Annotated in this window: 14 protein-coding genes; 11 read left to right on the top strand and 3 right to left on the bottom strand. The window is 68.3% G+C overall.

Annotation, left to right across the window (positions count from 1 at the left end; genetic code table 11):
• Both NBZ83_RS07155 and NBZ83_RS07150 read left to right on the top strand, forming a co-directional pair.
• Positions 1-4,283, top strand: a 4,283-nt coding sequence (locus tag NBZ83_RS07155; RefSeq protein WP_261574580.1) for an Eco57I restriction-modification methylase domain-containing protein, incomplete at its 5' end; no start/stop codon positions are given.
• Between the two features lie 320 nt (positions 4,284-4,603).
• On the top strand, positions 4,604-4,843 hold the full coding sequence (locus NBZ83_RS07150; protein ID WP_261574579.1) for a hypothetical protein: 240 nt from the start codon (positions 4,604-4,606) through the stop codon (positions 4,841-4,843).
• 219 nt (positions 4,844-5,062) lie between these two features.
• Here NBZ83_RS07150 and NBZ83_RS07145 read toward each other — a convergent pair whose 3' ends face one another.
• Positions 5,063-5,599 carry an SRPBCC domain-containing protein gene (locus NBZ83_RS07145; protein WP_261565202.1) on the bottom strand — a complete coding sequence of 179 codons (537 nt, stop codon included), beginning with the start codon at positions 5,597-5,599 and terminating at the stop codon, positions 5,063-5,065.
• A 31-nt stretch (positions 5,600-5,630) separates the two neighbouring features.
• On the opposite strand from NBZ83_RS07145, the gene NBZ83_RS07140 reads away from it, so the two are divergent.
• The 8 genes from NBZ83_RS07140 (at position 5,631) to NBZ83_RS07105 (ending at position 13,806) form a co-directional block, all read left to right on the top strand.
• Complete coding sequence (locus NBZ83_RS07140; RefSeq protein WP_261565203.1) at positions 5,631-6,119, top strand: hypothetical protein; 489 nt, start codon at positions 5,631-5,633, stop codon at positions 6,117-6,119.
• 51 nt (positions 6,120-6,170) lie between these two features.
• Entirely contained in the window at positions 6,171-6,851 is a 681-nt protein-coding gene (locus NBZ83_RS07135) for an ankyrin repeat domain-containing protein (protein WP_261574578.1), read from the top strand.
• 181 nt (positions 6,852-7,032) lie between these two features.
• On the top strand, positions 7,033-8,529 hold the full coding sequence (locus tag NBZ83_RS34485) for an ABC-2 family transporter protein (RefSeq protein ID WP_261574577.1): 1,497 nt from the start codon (positions 7,033-7,035) through the stop codon (positions 8,527-8,529).
• On the top strand, positions 8,522-9,343 hold the full coding sequence (locus NBZ83_RS07125; protein ID WP_261565205.1) for an ABC transporter permease: 822 nt from the start codon (positions 8,522-8,524) through the stop codon (positions 9,341-9,343). Before NBZ83_RS34485 ends, NBZ83_RS07125 begins: the two co-directional genes overlap by 8 nt.
• A gap of 8 nt (positions 9,344-9,351) precedes the next feature.
• On the top strand, positions 9,352-10,395 hold the full coding sequence (locus NBZ83_RS07120; protein ID WP_261574575.1) for an ABC transporter ATP-binding protein: 1,044 nt from the start codon (positions 9,352-9,354) through the stop codon (positions 10,393-10,395).
• Positions 10,396-10,695: 300 nt separating this feature from the next.
• The gene (locus tag NBZ83_RS07115) at positions 10,696-12,492 is read left to right on the top strand and encodes an ATP-binding protein (protein WP_261565207.1); all 1,797 of its coding nucleotides are present in this window, start codon (positions 10,696-10,698) and stop codon (positions 12,490-12,492) included.
• A gap of 99 nt (positions 12,493-12,591) precedes the next feature.
• A complete protein-coding gene (locus NBZ83_RS07110; RefSeq protein ID WP_261574574.1) occupies positions 12,592-13,533 on the top strand; it encodes a restriction endonuclease in 942 nt (313 codons plus the stop codon).
• Positions 13,534-13,572: 39 nt separating this feature from the next.
• Positions 13,573-13,806 (top strand): hypothetical protein, encoded by a 234-nt coding sequence (locus NBZ83_RS07105; RefSeq protein WP_261565209.1) that lies wholly within the window; start codon positions 13,573-13,575, stop codon positions 13,804-13,806.
• A gap of 47 nt (positions 13,807-13,853) precedes the next feature.
• Here the strand turns inward: NBZ83_RS07105 and NBZ83_RS07100 are convergent, their stop codons facing one another.
• Complete coding sequence (locus NBZ83_RS07100; RefSeq protein ID WP_261565210.1) at positions 13,854-14,192, bottom strand: PIN domain-containing protein; 339 nt, start codon at positions 14,190-14,192, stop codon at positions 13,854-13,856.
• Between the two features lie 368 nt (positions 14,193-14,560).
• Entirely contained in the window at positions 14,561-14,749 is a 189-nt protein-coding gene (locus tag NBZ83_RS07095; protein WP_261565211.1) for a hypothetical protein, read from the bottom strand.
• Between the two features lie 480 nt (positions 14,750-15,229).
• On the opposite strand from NBZ83_RS07095, the gene NBZ83_RS07090 reads away from it, so the two are divergent.
• Positions 15,230-16,027: a DUF8616 domain-containing protein gene (locus NBZ83_RS07090; RefSeq protein ID WP_261565212.1), complete on the top strand. Its 798-nt coding sequence runs from the start codon at positions 15,230-15,232 to the stop codon at positions 16,025-16,027.

Genomic DNA, 16,027 nt, shown 5'->3' with positions numbered 1-16,027 from the left:
GTTCCGGTGGGCCCGGCGGTTCCGGGCGGCGGCGTCCCCCGGTCCAGGACGGGGCGGCGCAGCACCGCGACTGGCTGAGCCTGATCGACGTCAGCGGCCCGTTCCTCAGCCTGCCGGTGTTGCGGCGGGTCTGGCCGACGCTCGACCCACTGGAGAAGAAGGCCCGGCAGCGGCTGCGCCGGGAACACACCGCCTGGCTGGATGCCCCGGCGGCCGGTCAGCGCGACTGGGTCCGGTTCGTGCTCGCCGAACTGCTCGGCTGGGGCGACGCCCTGATCTGGCCCGAGGCCGCCACCGACGTCGAGACCGATGCCGACGTCGAGGCCGCTGCCGGGGCCGATGTCGCCGACTCCCTGTCCGCGCTCGCCGTGGACGTCGACCAGCACGACACCCGCATCGTCCCGTCCTTCGTCCTCGTCGACCCGAACGTCGACGGCGCCGCCGGTGCGGCTGCCGACGATGCTTCGGGCTCGGGAAGTTCGGCCGGGGTGAAGCCGGACGCGGTGCGGCTGCTCGGCCTGGTCGTGGCGCCCGGGCAGTCGCCGACGGGGCGGATCGCCGGGCAGGCGTGGGCGGCGACCCCGGTGGACCGGGCGGCGCTGGCCTGCCGGCATCACGGCGTCGAGCTGGCGCTGGTCACGAACGGCCGGCAGTGGGCGCTGGTGTGGGCGCCGCGCGGCGGGGTGACGACGACGGCGGTGTTCGACGCGGTGTCCTGGCCGGAGGCGGCCGAGCGGGACGTGGTGCGCGCGTTCGTCTCGCTGCTGTGCCGGCGCCGGTTCTTCGGCGTGCCGGACGCGGAGACGCTCGTCCCGCTGCTGAACGCGAGCCTCGGCAGCCAGGAGGAGATCACCGAGGCGCTGGGCATCCAGGTCCGCCAGGCCGTCGAGCTGCTCGTCGCCGCCTTCGGCCGCTGGCACGTCGCCGAGCATGCCCGCGGCGGCATCGGGCTGCGCGACATCCGCGAGCACAACGTCTACCGCGGCGCGGTCGCGGTGATGATGCGGATCGTGTTCCTGCTCTACGCCGAGGAACGCGGCCTGCTGCCCGCTGACAACGAGCTGTATGCGGGCACCTACTCGGTCGGCCGGCTGTGCGCGGAGCTGGAGCAGCAGCTTTCCGACGGCGCCACCGAAGACGATCTGGAGCAGTCGACGGCGGCCTGGCACCGGCTGCGCGCGCTGTTCACCGCCGTCTACACCGGCGTCGACCATCCCCGGCTGCGGATGCACGCCCACGGCGGTTCCCTGTTCGACCCGGACACGCATCCCTGGCTGCCGCTCGGCGTCGACGACCGGACCGTCCTGCACATGCTGCGCGCCGTGCAGTACATCCAGGTCGGCTCCGGGAAGTCGCGGGAACGGCGGACGTTGAGCTTCCGGTCCCTGGACGTCGAGCAGATCGGTTACGTCTACGAGGGCCTGCTGTCCTACGACGCGAAGCGGGCCGAAGCCGGCCAGGTCGTCGTCGGCCTGGTCGGCAAGGAGGGCCTGGAGGCCGAGGCGACACTGTCCGAGCTGGAGGAGCTGGCGTCGCGGCACCGGGGCCGGCCGCTGCTCGCCGCCGCCCTCGTCGAGACGTACGCCGCGAGTGGCCTCGGCTCGGCGAAGGCGGTCGAGAAGCGGCTCGTCCCGCTGGAGGCCGGCGAGCGGGAGGAGGCCCGCAAGGCCCTGCTCGCCGTGACCCGAGGGGACTACCCGACCGCCGAGCGGCTGCTGCCGTTCTTCGGCCTGCTGCGCCGAGACCTGCGCGACCAGCCGGTGGTGATCCTCGAAAGCGGCCTGTATGTCACCGAGTCGCCGCTGCGCAAGAACACCGGGACGCACTACACGCCGCGGTTCCTCGCCGAGGAGGTCGCGAACAACGCCCTGGAGCCGCTGGTCTACGCGCCCGGCCCGTTGCAGACCGCCGACACCAACGCCTGGAAGCTGCGTTCCAGCACGGACATCCTCGCCCTGAAGGTCGCCGACATCGCGATGGGCTCGGCGGCGTTCCTCGTCGCCGCCGCCCGCTACCTCGGCGCCCGCCTCGTCGAGGCCTGGACGCTGGAGGGTGATCCCCGGGCTGGTGGCCGGGCGGCGGCGGCGGCCAACGGGGCCGTCTCCGGTTCTGACGGCCTGGCCGGGCACGACGAGACCGGCGAGTGGCTGGGCCGGGACGCCGAGGAGGACGAGGTCGTCGTCGAGGCCCGCCGGGCGATCATCGAGCACTGCCTGTACGGGGCGGACATCAACGAGATGGCCGTCGAGATGGCGAAGCTGTCGCTGTGGCTGGTCTCCATGGACACCCGCCGCCCCTTCACCTTCCTCGACGACAAACTGGTCGCCGGCGACTCCCTGCTCGGCATCACCTCCCTGGACCAGCTCGAGTACCTGCACCTCGACCCGGCCAAGGGCCGCGAGATCCACTCCGACATCTTCGGCTGGACCGCCGGCATCCGCGAACTGACCCGAGACGTCGCCGCCGAACGCCGCGAACTCGTCGAGAAGGACGGCTCGTCCCTGACCGGCCTGGACGAGAAGAAGGCCCTCCTCAACGACGCGAAGGCGCGAACGGCCCAGGCCACCCTGTTCGCCGACGCCCTGATCGGCGCCACCCTGGCCCACGCCGGCCGCGGCGACCGCGGCCAGAAAATCGCCTCGCAGGAGGCGGCCAAACTCGCCGCCGACGTCGCCGAAGGCCGCCGGGATGTGGACGATGCCAAGCGCGAGATCACCCGCTGGCTGGCCACCGATCACGTCAAGGACGGCTTCGACCGCCACCCCATCCACTGGCCCCTGGTCTTCCCCGAGGTGTTCGAGCGGGAAGGTTTTGACGCCGTCATCGGCAACCCCCCGTTCTTCGGTGGAACCAAACTGTTGCCGGTCGTGGGGCAACGCTACCGTGACCACCTCGTCGATCACCTCGCCCGTAGCGTGCGGGGGACCCGGGGAACAGCCGATCTGGTCGCCTACTTCGTTCTGCGTATCCACCAAGTACTGGGCGCCGCGGGCCAGGCAGGAATCGTCGCGACGAACACCCTCGCCCAAGGGGACAGCCGGAGAGTTGGACTGGATCAGATCGTGGGCGACGGTGTGACCATACGCCGGTCACTGAAGAGTGCGCCTTGGCCGTCCCGAAGCGCGGCCCTGGAGTACTGTGCGGTCTGGACCAGCCGATGCGACCTGTCTGTCGTGGCACCGCGAATCGCCGACGGGGTGGCGGTGGACGGCATCACCTCCTCGCTCGACCCGAGATCTCGCACGACCGGTGTGCCGAAACGACTTCACGTCGAACGGGTTCTCGGCATTCTGGGGGTAAAGGTCTGGGGGGCTGGATTTACGATTGATCAAAATGACGCCTGCGCGTTGATCGAAAAGGATCAACATTATGCCGATGTACTTTTCCCCTACCTGACCGGTCAGGATATCAACTCTAGTCCTGATCTTTCTGGAAGGCGCTGGGTAATCAACTTCCATGACTGGTCGGAAGAGCGGGCGAAGGCGTATGCGGAGTGTTACAAGAAGGTAGTGGAAGAGGTTAGACCGGAGCGCGAGGAAGTGCTTCTTCGAAAGTCCGTCCGAGACATATGGTGGCAGTTCGCGGAGCGTCGCCCCGAGCTTCTCGATGCGTTGTCGGGCCGGCGTAGTGTGGTCGTGATCGCTCGCGTCAGCAGAACGGCGACTCCTGTCATGGTGCCGACCGGGTCGGTTTTCAATGAGAAGCTGATCATATTCGCGACGAGTAGCTACTCGTTTCTCTCGATGATGTCAAGTGGCGCGCACTATTGGTGGGCCGTGGCGCGATCGGCAACACTGAAGTCCGATCTACAGTATTCGGTGACGGACGCGTTCGAGACATTTCCATTCTGTAAACAAAGTCAGGAGATGTGGCGACTCGGGGAGAGGCTGGACGGGTTCCGGCAAGATCTGATGCTGGCGCGGCAGTCGGGGTTGACGAAGACGTACAATTTGGTGTTCGATTCTGGTTGTAAGGATGCCGATATCGTCGAGTTGCGGGAGATTCATCGGCTTATTGATGAGGCTACCTTCCGGGCGTACGGCTGGGACGACATGATCGAGCGGGGGCTCGACCACGGCTTTCACCCAGCCGGGAAGTACACCCGGTACACGATCGGGCCGTGGGCGCAGCGGGAGGTGCTCGACCGGCTCCTCGAGCTGAACCACGCCCGGTACGCCGAGGAGGTCGCCGCCGGGCTGCACGAGAAGGGTGCCAGGAAGAAGGGCGCCCGCACCAAGCCGGCCGCCGCCGCGCCGCCAGGCGAGGCCCTGTTCGACCTGTAAGTCTGTGCTCGCCCGATCCGGCCCATCGTGATCTGCAGCGGGTCGGTTAGGACAGGCGGCCGGTCGGCGAACGGATACATCGTCCGTCTCCGCCCGCCGCACCACCGCCGAAGGCCGGGACAGCCTTCGGCGCACACGCTGGTTCAGGGGGAATCCATGCGTCTCGCATCACCGTTCCACCGCGCCGCCTCCGCGGCCTTCGGCTTCCCAAGCGGACGGACAACCGGTCCCGTCGCCGCCGCGGAAACCACCGCCGGGCACACCTTGCCGTAGCGCGTTCGGCATACCCGCCGGTCGTCATCACCGGCATCCTCGCGGGGATGGTCGGGCTGACCGGCTGCCTGGAGGACACGTCCGTCTCCACCACGGGGACGACCGCCGGACCGACGCAGGGCGCCGACGCGAGCGGAGCAGCCGGCGCGCCGGCGGGGCAGTCGGGCTCGACGGCGGGCGGTGCGAAGCAGGCCCAGTACGGCGAGATTCTGGAGATCCGCAAGAGTGGCGACGTCGCGGCGACCGTCAGCGTGGCCGCGCCGAAGACGGTTGTAGGGATCGGATGAAGATGGCCACTCAGTGCTGGTGAAACGCTGTTGTTGGCCAGCACCAGCGTGCCGGCCGCCGTCATAGTTGGCCAGATTGACCGCGCCCAGCAGCTTCAGCGTGAGGCCCGCAACGCTGTGACCAGCGGCGCCCACTCTCAAAGATCATGTCCGCCGGACAGGCTGTGGGCTGAGGCGGAACAGCGCCCTTGAGACCGAGTCTCTTTACCTGGCCACCGCTCAGGAACGGACTACGGCCGACTCCAAGCCGTTGAACTGCAACCGCATACTGCCTTCGAGGTGGGCGACATCGACCTGGCCGTCGCCCGTGAGGACAAGGAACACGTACTGTTCGGTACGGGTCACGCGTGTGCCGCTTCCCTCGGCGGCCAGCTCCACGGTGACGAGTGACACGGAGCGGCGGTGACCGTCGAGCATGATCGTGTAGGTGAACACGATACGTTCGTCAGGGACGATGTCCAGGAACTCCGAGCGATACTCGATCTGCTCCGGAACGCCCGAGGGGGCGAACGTGCCGCGGGCGATCTCGCATCCGCTGACGCGGAAGTCCAGCTCGTGATGGGCCGTCCCGGGCTCGCTGGGTATGCGGAACCAGCGTTGGCGCAGGGCGAGGTCGGAGAAGGCCGCGAAGACACGACCTGGCGGTACCGCCAGGTCACGGGACAGTGTGCAGGACCCGTGGACGAGGGGTGAACCTGCTTCGGCCGCCACAATGGCGCTGTCCGCGGTGGCCCTGGACGGGCGATCAATCGTCACCGACCCATCATCCCAAGGACTCCCCGGAGCTATGCCAAGCAGCAGCCGCGGCCTCGGCCGGCTGCGGGCCGCTGGCCAAGTACCCGTGCTGCTGGCCATCTACTGGCCAACTACTACGGCGAGTGGCCAAGTAGATCCGATCCCTACAACGGTCGCGTCCTTCGACAGCGGCTTCACCAAGCCGACCAACGCCCCGGCGTTCGCCACCTTCATGGTGTCGTTCGCCTCGCAGAAGCAGGGCTTCGATGTGAACCCGTTCGACTTCTTCGTCCGCACGCCGGAAGGCGCCCGGGTCCAGCCGACGTTCGGCTGCGAACCGGCGTTCAACGCGGCGACTCTCGGGGCGGGGGAGAAGTTCCAGGGCTGCCTGACCGTCGACGTGGCCCACGGCAACCTCGTCAACCCGGTGAACATGAGCACGGAGGAGTACTGCGCCCTGACGAACCTCACCGTCACCGTACGTCCGGGCGACGACGACTACGAGGAGCTGGACGCCTGGCTGAGGCTCCGCGGCAAATAACAGCTTTGCGACCGTCACCATGGACACCGGTGGCAGAATCGAGATCGATACATGCTGGTCCCCGCGAATGATCGAGAATGTACAGAATGGTTTGGCTACCGGCGGGACGCTGCCTCCGCCGATGTTGCCGCGGTCAGGGATCGGATCGCCGATGCCGCCCGGGACGGCGACTGGGAAACGCTTTTCCGCGAGCTCGACAGATCCAGCTATCAGAACTGGGTGAACTCCATGCGGCTCGACGGGCACCGCGGATTTGCGCCGTTGCATCAGGCTGCCTGGCACGGTGCGCCGGCCGGCATCGTGAACGGGCTGTTGTCCCGCGGTGCCTGGCGCATGTTGCGGACCACGCGGGGGGAGCGGCCCGTCGACATCGCCACCGCCCGCGGCCACAGCCACCTGGTTGACCTTCTGGGCCCTGTTGCCCGGCACCCGCTTACGGCGGAGGTCGTGGTCGCGCTCGAACGTCGGCTGCACCCGCTGCTGGCGGAGGTGAGTATGGGCCTGACAGAACGTCGGCGGATGCGACTTCCGCAGGTCGAGGTACTGACCGAGATACCGGAGGGTCGGCTCTGGTTTCCCGTTCCAGGGATGTACGGCGGCGCGGACATCCGTCTGGAAGCGGCCGAGAACGCGCTGATCGTGGAGAGCTGGTGCCGCATCGTCGACGGTTCCGGCCGCCGGCATCGCATCACGCCTGATGACACCGTCCTGCTGGAGGAAGGCTTTGTCTGACCCCGCCGTCTGACCGGGCGCCGGCACCTGTTCCCTCGCGGGGCTGGGCAACCCGCCCGTGGCTTTGGGCGTTGCCGCAATACTGTTCCCGTGAGCGTCGATGCCGCGTGACCTCCCGGCACCCGGCGCTGATCTTCCCGAACCTTCGTCCGGTGCGGCGGATCGGACGGATCGGATCAGTGTGCCCGAGACCAAGGCGCGGCTGCTGGACCTGGCGGCCACGCGGGCCCGCGATGCCTCCGAGCCCGTCCACCCCGCCGATCCGGTTGATTCCGCCGGTTCCGTTGATCCCGGCCGGTCGGGATCGCGGGACGTGCCGCATTCCCGTGTCGAGTCGAAGGCGCAGGCGCTGGACCGGCGGGTGCTGGGAGACCAGGTATCGCCCGCCGACGTCGATCGGAGCCCTCCGGCCGCCCTGCCACGCGAGCCGATATCCGCCGAGCGAAAGGCGGCTCTCCTCGACCGGGCGCACGAGCGGGCGAAACGAAGCGACCAGGTCGCCGCGTCCGACACCGACACCGCCCGTCCCGCCGACCGCCGTCCTCCCATCCCGGAGAAGACGTTCAACCATCTTCTCGATGGCGAGTGGAGGAGAAAGGGCCGACCGGTGGGCTTTCACAGCGCGCCTGGCGGAGTCCCACCCGCGGACCGGCGCCTCACCTGGACCGGCGAGCCGTCCCGATCAGGCGAATACGAGGCCAAGGTTGAATTCTGGGACGAGTCCGCCGCCGAGTGGCGACCGAAGAAGGTTCCCACGGTGTTGGAGGCTGACTGGCTCGAACATCGCGCCCTGCAGACAGCGGAAGAACTGGCAGCCTTCGGCCGCTTCGCTGGGCTGCTGGTGCGGGGAACACGTAATATCGGTGATTCTATGCGCGCGACGGTTCGGGTCTACTGGCGGCTGCTGGTGGCGGGGTTCCGTCGGCAGTCGACCTACCGACTGGCCGCGCTGGGTGGGCTGGTCTCGAACACGACGTTCGGGCTGCTGAAGGTCGCGGTGCTGTTCGCCGCGGTCCGGGCGGCGGGTGGTGAGGCCGGCGGGTACGACATTGCCCAGATGGGCACGTACATCTGGTTTTCTCAGGCGATGCTCGGCTCGGTCAACTTCTGGGGCGGCAGCGAGATCGCGGAGCGGATCAAGGACGGCCAGATCGCGGTCGACTTCCTGCGCCCGCTGGACGTGCAGGCCGCCACGGTCACGACCGAGGTCGGTCAGGCGCTGTTCGCGTTCATTCCCCGGGGGATCCCACAGCTGTTGATCGGCGGGCTCGCCGTCGGCATGGAACTGCCCGGGTCGGCCGCGGCCGGCCTTCTCGGCGTGGCGAGTCTGCTTCTCGCGGTCGTGATCTCGGCGGCGACCGTCTACCTGGTCGCGGTGACGGGCTTCTGGCTAGTGGAGACGCGCGGGGTGCAGCTCGTGTACATGGTGGTCTCTGGTTTCCTTGCCGGGTTGTTCGTGCCGATCAACATGTTTCCGCGGTGGCTCGAGCTCCTGGCCCACACGACGCCGTTCCCGTCGATGTTGATGTATCCGGTGGAGATTCTCGCCGGCCGGGTGGATGCCACCGGCGCGCTGACCCTGGTAGCGGCGCAGCTCGGCTGGCTGACGGTCGTCGGCGGGCTCGGCCAGGCGCTGACCCGCGCCGGCCGGCACCGCCTGGAGATCCAGGGTGGCTGAGGCCCTCGCCCTGCGGGCCAGGCTGCGGCCGTACCGGGCCGTGCTCGCGTCCCGGGCCCGTTCCCAGACCTCCTACCGGGCGAACTTCGCCCTCGACCTGGTCAGCTCGCTGCTGTCGGCTCTGGTCGAACTGGCCGAGGTCTGGGTGATCTTCCACGCGACGACCCGGCTCGGCGGCCTGGAGTTCCGTCAGATGCTGCTGGTGTTCGGTCTGGCCGACGTCTCCTTCTCGCTGGCGGACCTCGCGGTCGGGCACTGCGACAGGCTGCCGACGTATCTGCGCGCCGGCACCTTCGACGTCTTCTACCTACGGCCGCAGCCGCTGCTGCTGCAGTTGATCACCAGTGACCTCAGCCTGCGGCGGCTGGCGCGTGTGTCGGTCGGCCTGACCGCGCTGGTCGCCGGTCTGGCCCTGGGCGGCGTTTCCTGGGGCCTGACCGCGGCCGCGCTGCTGGCGACCGCCCTGACCAGCGGGATCGCGACGTTCGCCGCACTGTTCGTCTGGGCGGGCGGCCTGCAGTTCTTCTTGCTGGACGGCCGGGAGGTGACCAATGCGTTCGTGTACGGCGGCCGCTACGCCGCCACCCAGCCGGCGTCGGTCTGGTCTCGGCCGCTGAAGGTCCTGTTCGGCTTCTTCTTCCCGATGGCCTTCACCGGGTACCTGCCGACGCTGATGCTGCTCGGCCTGCCCGGACCGCAGTGGCTGCCGCGGTGGCTGGGCTGGTGCGGGCCGCTGGCCGCCGTCTGGGCGTGGGCCATGGCGCTGCTGTGCTGGCGCCGGGGCGTCCGGCACTACCAGGGAGGTGGCGGTTGAGGCGGCGGTTGAGCAGGAGCGTCAGCACCGCGGGCACCGCAACCCCGGGCACCGGGACGCCGATCGTCGAGACCATCGGGCTGACCCGGCAGTTCACTGTGCGTAACGGGGCGCGCCGGCAGCGGCTGACCGCCGTCGACGACCTGACCGTGCGGATCTCACCCGGTGAGGCGGTCGGCTACATCGGTGCGAACGGCGCCGGCAAGTCCACCACGATCAAGATGCTGACCGGCATTCTCGTGCCGACCCGCGGAACGGTGCGCACCTGCGGGCTGCATCCGGTGACCGACCGGCGCCGGCTGGCTCGCCAGGTCGGGGTGGTGTTCGGCCAGCGCTCCCAGCTGTGGTGGGACCTGCCCGTGCGGGAGTCGTTCCGGATCCTGGCCGCCATCCACGCGCTGCCCGCCGCCACCGAGCGCGCGCGCACCGGCGAACTGGTCGACCGGCTGGAGATGGCGGACTTCCTCGCCACCCCGGTCCGCCAGCTCTCCCTGGGTCAGCGGATGCGCGCCGAGCTCGCGGCCGCGCTGCTGCACTCACCCCGGCTGGTGATCCTCGACGAGCCCACCATCGGCCTCGACGTCCTGTCCAAGCAGCGGCTGCGGGAGTTTCTCATCGCCGAGCGAGAAGCCCACGGCACCACCCTGCTGCTGACCACCCACGACATGGGCGACATCGAGCGGCTCTGCGACCGGGTCCTCGTCATCGACCACGGCCGCCTCGCCTACGACGGCGACCTGGCCGGCCTCGCGGGGGCCGCCGGCGCCGACCGGGTGCTGGTCGTCGACCTCGCCGAGCCCACCGGCGATCTGACGAGCGTGCCCGCGGCCCGCCACCTGGCCAGCGAGGCCCGTGGCCTGCGCCAGCGCCTCGCCTTCGACGCCGAGACGACCACCGCCGCCCGAGTTCTCGCCGCGGTCACCGAGACAGCCGAGGTCCTCGACTTCACCGTGGAGGAACCCGACATCGAGGACGTCGTCCGCCGCCTCTACACCACCACCCGCAGATCACCCGAGCCCGACCCCGAGCCCAGGGAACCGGCGAAGCCGTAGCGAGCCCAGGCTGTCGAGCAACCAGCGCACGGCCGACCCCGTCCTGAAGCCGGTCCCGATCCGGGAACCAGACGGCGATCTCGGCCCGGTCTCCAGGCCCCCCGCCGTCGAGCCGAGTGAGCCCGCAGCCGAGTGAGCCCGGAGTCCTCGCCGTCTGGCCCCGATGGCGGATGGGACGACTTCCCGGAAGAAACGATCTACAACTTAGTTGGGGCGAGCGACAACTGAGCGACAACTTATAGGCTAAGTTGTCGCTCAAGTTGTAGATCAACTGTAAGTTGTGGGTGGAGGGACGTAGCGATGAGTCTCCAGAACGAGGTGGACGAGGCGGTCATCCGCGTCCGTCGGGCTCGTACCGACCTGCAGGCCATCGAGGTGAAGGCCGCCGAGGGCGGGCTGCCGAAATCGATCGTGGAGACGGTGTCCGCCTTCGCGAACGCCCGGGGCGGTCTGCTGATTCTCGGCCTCGACGAGGCACGTGGGTTCCAGCCGGTGGAGATCGACGCGTCGAAACTCGCCAACGATCTTGCGTCCACCTGTGCCGACCAGCTGGAACCAGCGATCCGGGCGGAGATCGACATCGGGGTGGTCGACGGACAGCCGGTCGTCGCGGCCCGCATAGACGAGCTGCCGGCTGACCGGAAGCCGTGCCACGTGAAGGCCCGCGGGCGGGATCGGGGTACCTACCTGCGGACCCACGACGGTGACCGGCTGCTGTCGTTCTATGAAGTGCACGTTCTGGTCGCCTCGCGCGGGCAGCCGCGCGACGACCTGCTTCCTGTCCTGGAGGCGACCCCGGCGGATCTCGACGCCGATCTCGTCGCGTCGCTGCTGCGCAGGATGCGCGCCACGCGGGGCCCGCTGTTCACGAGCGTGTCGGACGACGAGATGCTGCGGCTGCTGCGGGTGCTCATCGACACCGACGACGGGGCAAGACCGAGCCTGGCGGGACTACTGGCCCTCGGTCGTTATCCCCAGAGCTTCTATCCGCAGCTCGACGTCACCTTCGTCGCCTACCCCACCGTGACGGGCGAGCCGCTGCGGGACGGCACGCGGTTCCTCGACAACCAGTCGATAGACGGCTCCGTTCCGATCATGGTGGCCACCGCCCTGGCCGCGGTGCGGCGGAACATGAAACGACGTTCGGTGATCGTCGGGATGGGCCGGCTGGATCAGTGGGAGTATCCCGAAGAGGCGGTCCGAGAGGTCATCGCCAACGCCCTCATGCATCGCGACTATCACCCCTTGGCGCGGGGGACACAGGTTCGGGTCGAGCTCTATCCGGACCGGCTGGTGGTGGCCAACCCGGGAGGGCTCCACGGTCCGGTCAACCGAGAGGACCTGCTGGCCGAAGCGGTCTCGTCCTCCCGGAACTCGCTGCTGGCCAAGCTCCTCGAGGATGTGGAGGTGCCGGGAACAGGCCGGACGGTCTGTGAGAACCGCGGGTCGGGCCTGCTGGCCATGGCCGCGGCGCTGCGCGGGGCGGGAATCGAGCCACCCGAGCTGATCGACAACGTCCGCGAGTTCCGCGTCGTGTTCCGCAATCACAGCCTGCTGGACGACGAGGCCGTGGCCTGGCTGTCCACCATCGACACCGCGGCGCTCAGCGACCACCAGCGGCTCGGTCTCGCCTTCCTGCACCGCAACACGACGATCACCAACCAGCAGTACCGGAGTCTCACCGGATGCGATTCAGTGACCGCGTCCAAAGAGCTCACCGGCATGGCCGCGGCAGGTCTGCTGGAAAAGACCCGGGATCGCCGCTGGACCCTCTGGCGTCTTGCCGACGGCCTCGGCACCGGCGGCACCGGCGGCGCAGGTGAAGGCAGAGAACACCAACCGGTGCTGCAGCCGGCGCTCTGGCCGGGCTCGGTCGGCTCGGTGAACTCCGCCGGCATCCGGCCGGCAGCGCGACAGGACCGCGTCACGGAAATCCGCGGTCTGCTCGCCGATGGTCCACGTGATACCCGCGAGATCGCGGACGCGCTGGGACTGACGACCCAGGGGGTGCTGCGCTGGCTGCACCAGATGGGCGACGTCGTGCGGACCGAACCGCGGCCCGGACAGCGAAGCTACCGCTGGAAGCTGCACGGCTGACGGCCCCGCGAAACCCCGATGAGGCGTTGGGTAACCAGATGATACTGATTGTTGCTGGGGAGAGTGCGCCGCCCACTGCCCCAGGACAGCAGGCGATCGATGGCTGGGGTGAGAGTGGCGCGAACGCTGCAGGAGACACTCAAGGAGTGCGCCGAGCGGCTGGGGCGGTACAGGCACGGGCTGCGTATCGGTGAGCAGAACACCAAGGCCAGCCTGATCGAACCGGTCATCGAGGCACTGGGCTGGGACATCCATGACCTCAACGAGGTCAACCGGGAGTACCGGTTCGGCCCGTCCGCGAACCCGGTGGACTACGCCTTACTCCTGCTGCGCAGACCCCGTCTCTTCATCGAGGCGAAGGGGCTGGGGGAGGACCTTTCCCAGCTCAGGTGGGCGACCCAGGTGCTCAGTTACGCCACGTCGGCCGGAGTGAGATGGGTGGCGCTCACGAACGGTGATGAATGGCGCATCTACAACGCGCACACGCCGGTCCCGGTCGACCAGAAGCTCTATCGGTCGGTCAGCATCTCCGCGGATCCGGGCGGTGCGGCGGACGTACTTGCCCTGCTCAGCAAGGATGCGATGAACGGCGACCGGATCGATGACCTGTGGCGCGCGGAGTTCGTCGACGGCCAGCTCCGGTCCGCCCTCGCGGAGCTCTTCGACGGCGGCGACCCGGCAGCCGAACTCGTCTCGCTGGTCCACCGGCGCACGCGGGACCTGAGCGAGGCCGACGTTCGAGCCGGGCTGATTCGGGCCCGCGCGACCTTTGACTTCCCTGCTGCCGGCTCCGCGCCCAGTGCGTCCTCCCGGCCGCCGGCCGCATCACCCCCGCCCTCGCCGGCTGGAGCCGGAGCCGGTCCCGCCGGTCCCTCCCCCCGACCAAACTCGATGGTGAGCGCGACCACCGGCCCGCCCGCACTGACCGCCGTCGCCTCGCCTTCGGTTCCGACTTCGGCGACCAGTCCAGCTCGGATCACCCCCGAGGAACGGAGCCTGAAGCTGACCGACCTGCTCAGGGCCGGCATCGTGCGGCCCTGAAGCACTCTGACCGGCGTCTATCGCGGCCAACGGCGCACCGTGGAGGTGCTACCGGACGGGAAGGTCGGTTTCGGTGGGGAGCCGCTGTCGTTGAGTGCGGCGGGGGCGGCGGTGAAGGTCGACATCGTCGGCCCCGGTCTGCCGGATTCCGCGCGTCAGACGGACGGCTGGGACTTCTGGAAGGCACCCGACCCGACGAGTGGGCAGCTCATCAGCCTCAGGAACCTGCGTCGAGATCTGGCCCGGTCGTTCCCTCGTCGTCCCTTCCCGTGAGGCTGACCGATCCAAGGAGGACACGGTGGATCAGAGGGCGCGGTGGATCAGTCGACCGAACTTGTTCCCGGATCCTTTGCACTGATCACTGTCAGGCTCGGCAGGCCGCCGAAGTGGCGCTCGTTACCGGTCAACAGCGGAGCTTCATAGAGGACCGCGCATGCGGCGATCCACAGGTCGTCGGTGTGCAAGGGCTGGGCGAGGGGATGGCCGCGACGGCGGGCTAGGTCGCGTAACCGTGCCCAGACTGCAGGAAGCCGCTCGTCGAATGGAATAAGGAGAAGGAGCCGGATCTTCTCCGTCAGATCGGCGGTCCTAGGCTCGCCCCAGCCAGCGTGCCGCGCTTCGTAGAGCAGTTCGGCGACGGAGACAAACGTAAACTCCACGGTCTTGTCCCGCGGGCATAGCCTCGTATCGCGTCGCGGTCGCCCGAGAGCTGGTGATTGCGGAGAAGACGTCGGTATCGATGATGACGTAGTCGCTTACTGCGGCGGCTGGCCCCCACGCGCGGACATCGCCGCGGTGAGATAGTCGGCGTACTCCTCGTCCGGATCTAGGTCTGAGCCCTCCGCCGACGCCTGTCCTGCAGGCCTGGGCAAAAAATACTGATATGAGTGGCACCAGCTCCGGCTGGGTGACCATACTGACACGGTGAGCGCCGATGGCCCGTGATCTTCACTCGGGTGGGCCCGACCTGCCCGAGCTCGGGGGCACTTCGGTCGAACGTGCACCCGCGTCTGCGGTCGAGGCGAAGCTACGGCTGCTGGATCAGCATGATGCGGATGACGCCCATCCCACTGGGAACGGCAACGCAGAGCGGGACGGCCGTGCCGCCGGAGACGATTTTGGCACGGATCGTGAGCTGCGCGGCGACACTCGAGAACGAACGCCGATGGAAGCGAAGCTGGATGCGCTCGAACGGCGGGCACTCGGGCGTGACCACACCACGTCGATCCCTGAACGGAACGCAGCCGACGTCTCCGCCGTGGCGCCGACACCCATGGATCGCAAACTCGTGCTTCTTGACCGGGCGGCGGAACGGAGGGCCCTCAGCCTGGGTGGGGATCAGACAGCGGGGCGGCGGACGTTGGACGCTGACGAGAAGCCGGTACCGCCAGGCCAATCCGCCTCGCTCTCTGACGGGGGTGCGGGGAATGCACCCCTCGAGAAGAAGCTGGCCCGACTTGAACGGAGAACGTCGGAGCACCCGACTGATGCTGCGGAAACTGGTGACGTCTCGGGACGGCGGTACGCGTCCGACCAGGATCTCCTCGCTCCGGAGGAGACTTATCCCGCCGGTTTCGAAAGTCGTCTTTCCGCATCGGACCAGGAGCCGTCCGATGCGCCGGCCTCGACACCGCGGATTGAGGAATCGGATCACGCGGAGGCGGATCGGCCCGGTCGACAACGGTATGGCGAGCCGGTGGAGAAGGAAGCCGAGAACGGATCGGTGACGACCACTGGGAAATCTCCAGAGCAGTCGAATAATCGGTCGCAAGATCCTTCGGAGGGCATGGCCGACACATCCACTGAAGCGTCTGCGGTCAAGTCGGAGAGACCTGGCGCTGACGAGCTGGATGAAGGAGTTCCGGAGACGGTCACGACCAAGCCAGCCCCATCTGGAGACCCTGCGATCTCTGATGATGGAGATCGTGATTCAGAAGTTGTGATGGCACAACGCGACTCAATAGGCGGAGTGCGGTATCCGCCGCCGGAGGCGGGTGACGGATGGACACCACCAGACGCGTTTCGGCCGTTGGAGCGGCTGGAGCCGAGACTTGCCGCGGTCTACCTGGAGAGCACGCGGACGGACGGCGGCCGAGCGTTCTACGCGGAGAAGGACCACAGGATGCGGGATGCCGCCTCCTCTGTACGCCCTCTGGCTGGCGTGTATACTGCTGATCTGCATGGAAACCCTGATTCCTTTGTTGTTGACGGAACTCCGTTGGACGGTCGGGATCTGAGCAGGCTGATCCGGGCGGACGGTGAATGGATGGGCCGCCCGATCAGGCTGGTGTCCTGCGAAACCGGGCGAGGCGAGGCGCCGGTTGCCCAGGATCTTGCAGATCATCTCGGTGTCCCTGTGGTCGCGCCGACCGAGCTCGTGGCCAGCAGAGGAGATGGCTCCCTTATTCTCATCAAGGAGAGAAGGAATGCTTTCGGGCGAATCCGCCAGTCGATTGCGCAGGACGGTCGATGGATCAGATTCCTTCCGCGGTAG

The sequence above is a fragment of the Frankia gtarii genome (assembly GCF_025403375.1).
GTDB classification, from domain to species: domain Bacteria; phylum Actinomycetota; class Actinomycetes; order Frankiales; family Frankiaceae; genus Frankia; species Frankia gtarii.
Note: the sequence above shows the minus strand (reverse complement) of the source record. Positions and strands in the feature narration are given on the sequence as shown.

Coding starts and splice junctions, on each gene's coding strand:
- NBZ83_RS07150 (WP_261574579.1), top strand. CDS start 4,604: ATGGTCGGGCTGACCGGCTGCCTGGAGGACACGTCCGTCTCCACCACG.
- NBZ83_RS07140 (WP_261565203.1), top strand. CDS start 5,631: ATGCCAAGCAGCAGCCGCGGCCTCGGCCGGCTGCGGGCCGCTGGCCAA.
- NBZ83_RS07135 (WP_261574578.1), top strand. CDS start 6,171: ATGCTGGTCCCCGCGAATGATCGAGAATGTACAGAATGGTTTGGCTAC.
- NBZ83_RS07115 (WP_261565207.1), top strand. CDS start 10,696: ATGAGTCTCCAGAACGAGGTGGACGAGGCGGTCATCCGCGTCCGTCGG.
- NBZ83_RS07110 (WP_261574574.1), top strand. CDS start 12,592: ATGGCTGGGGTGAGAGTGGCGCGAACGCTGCAGGAGACACTCAAGGAG.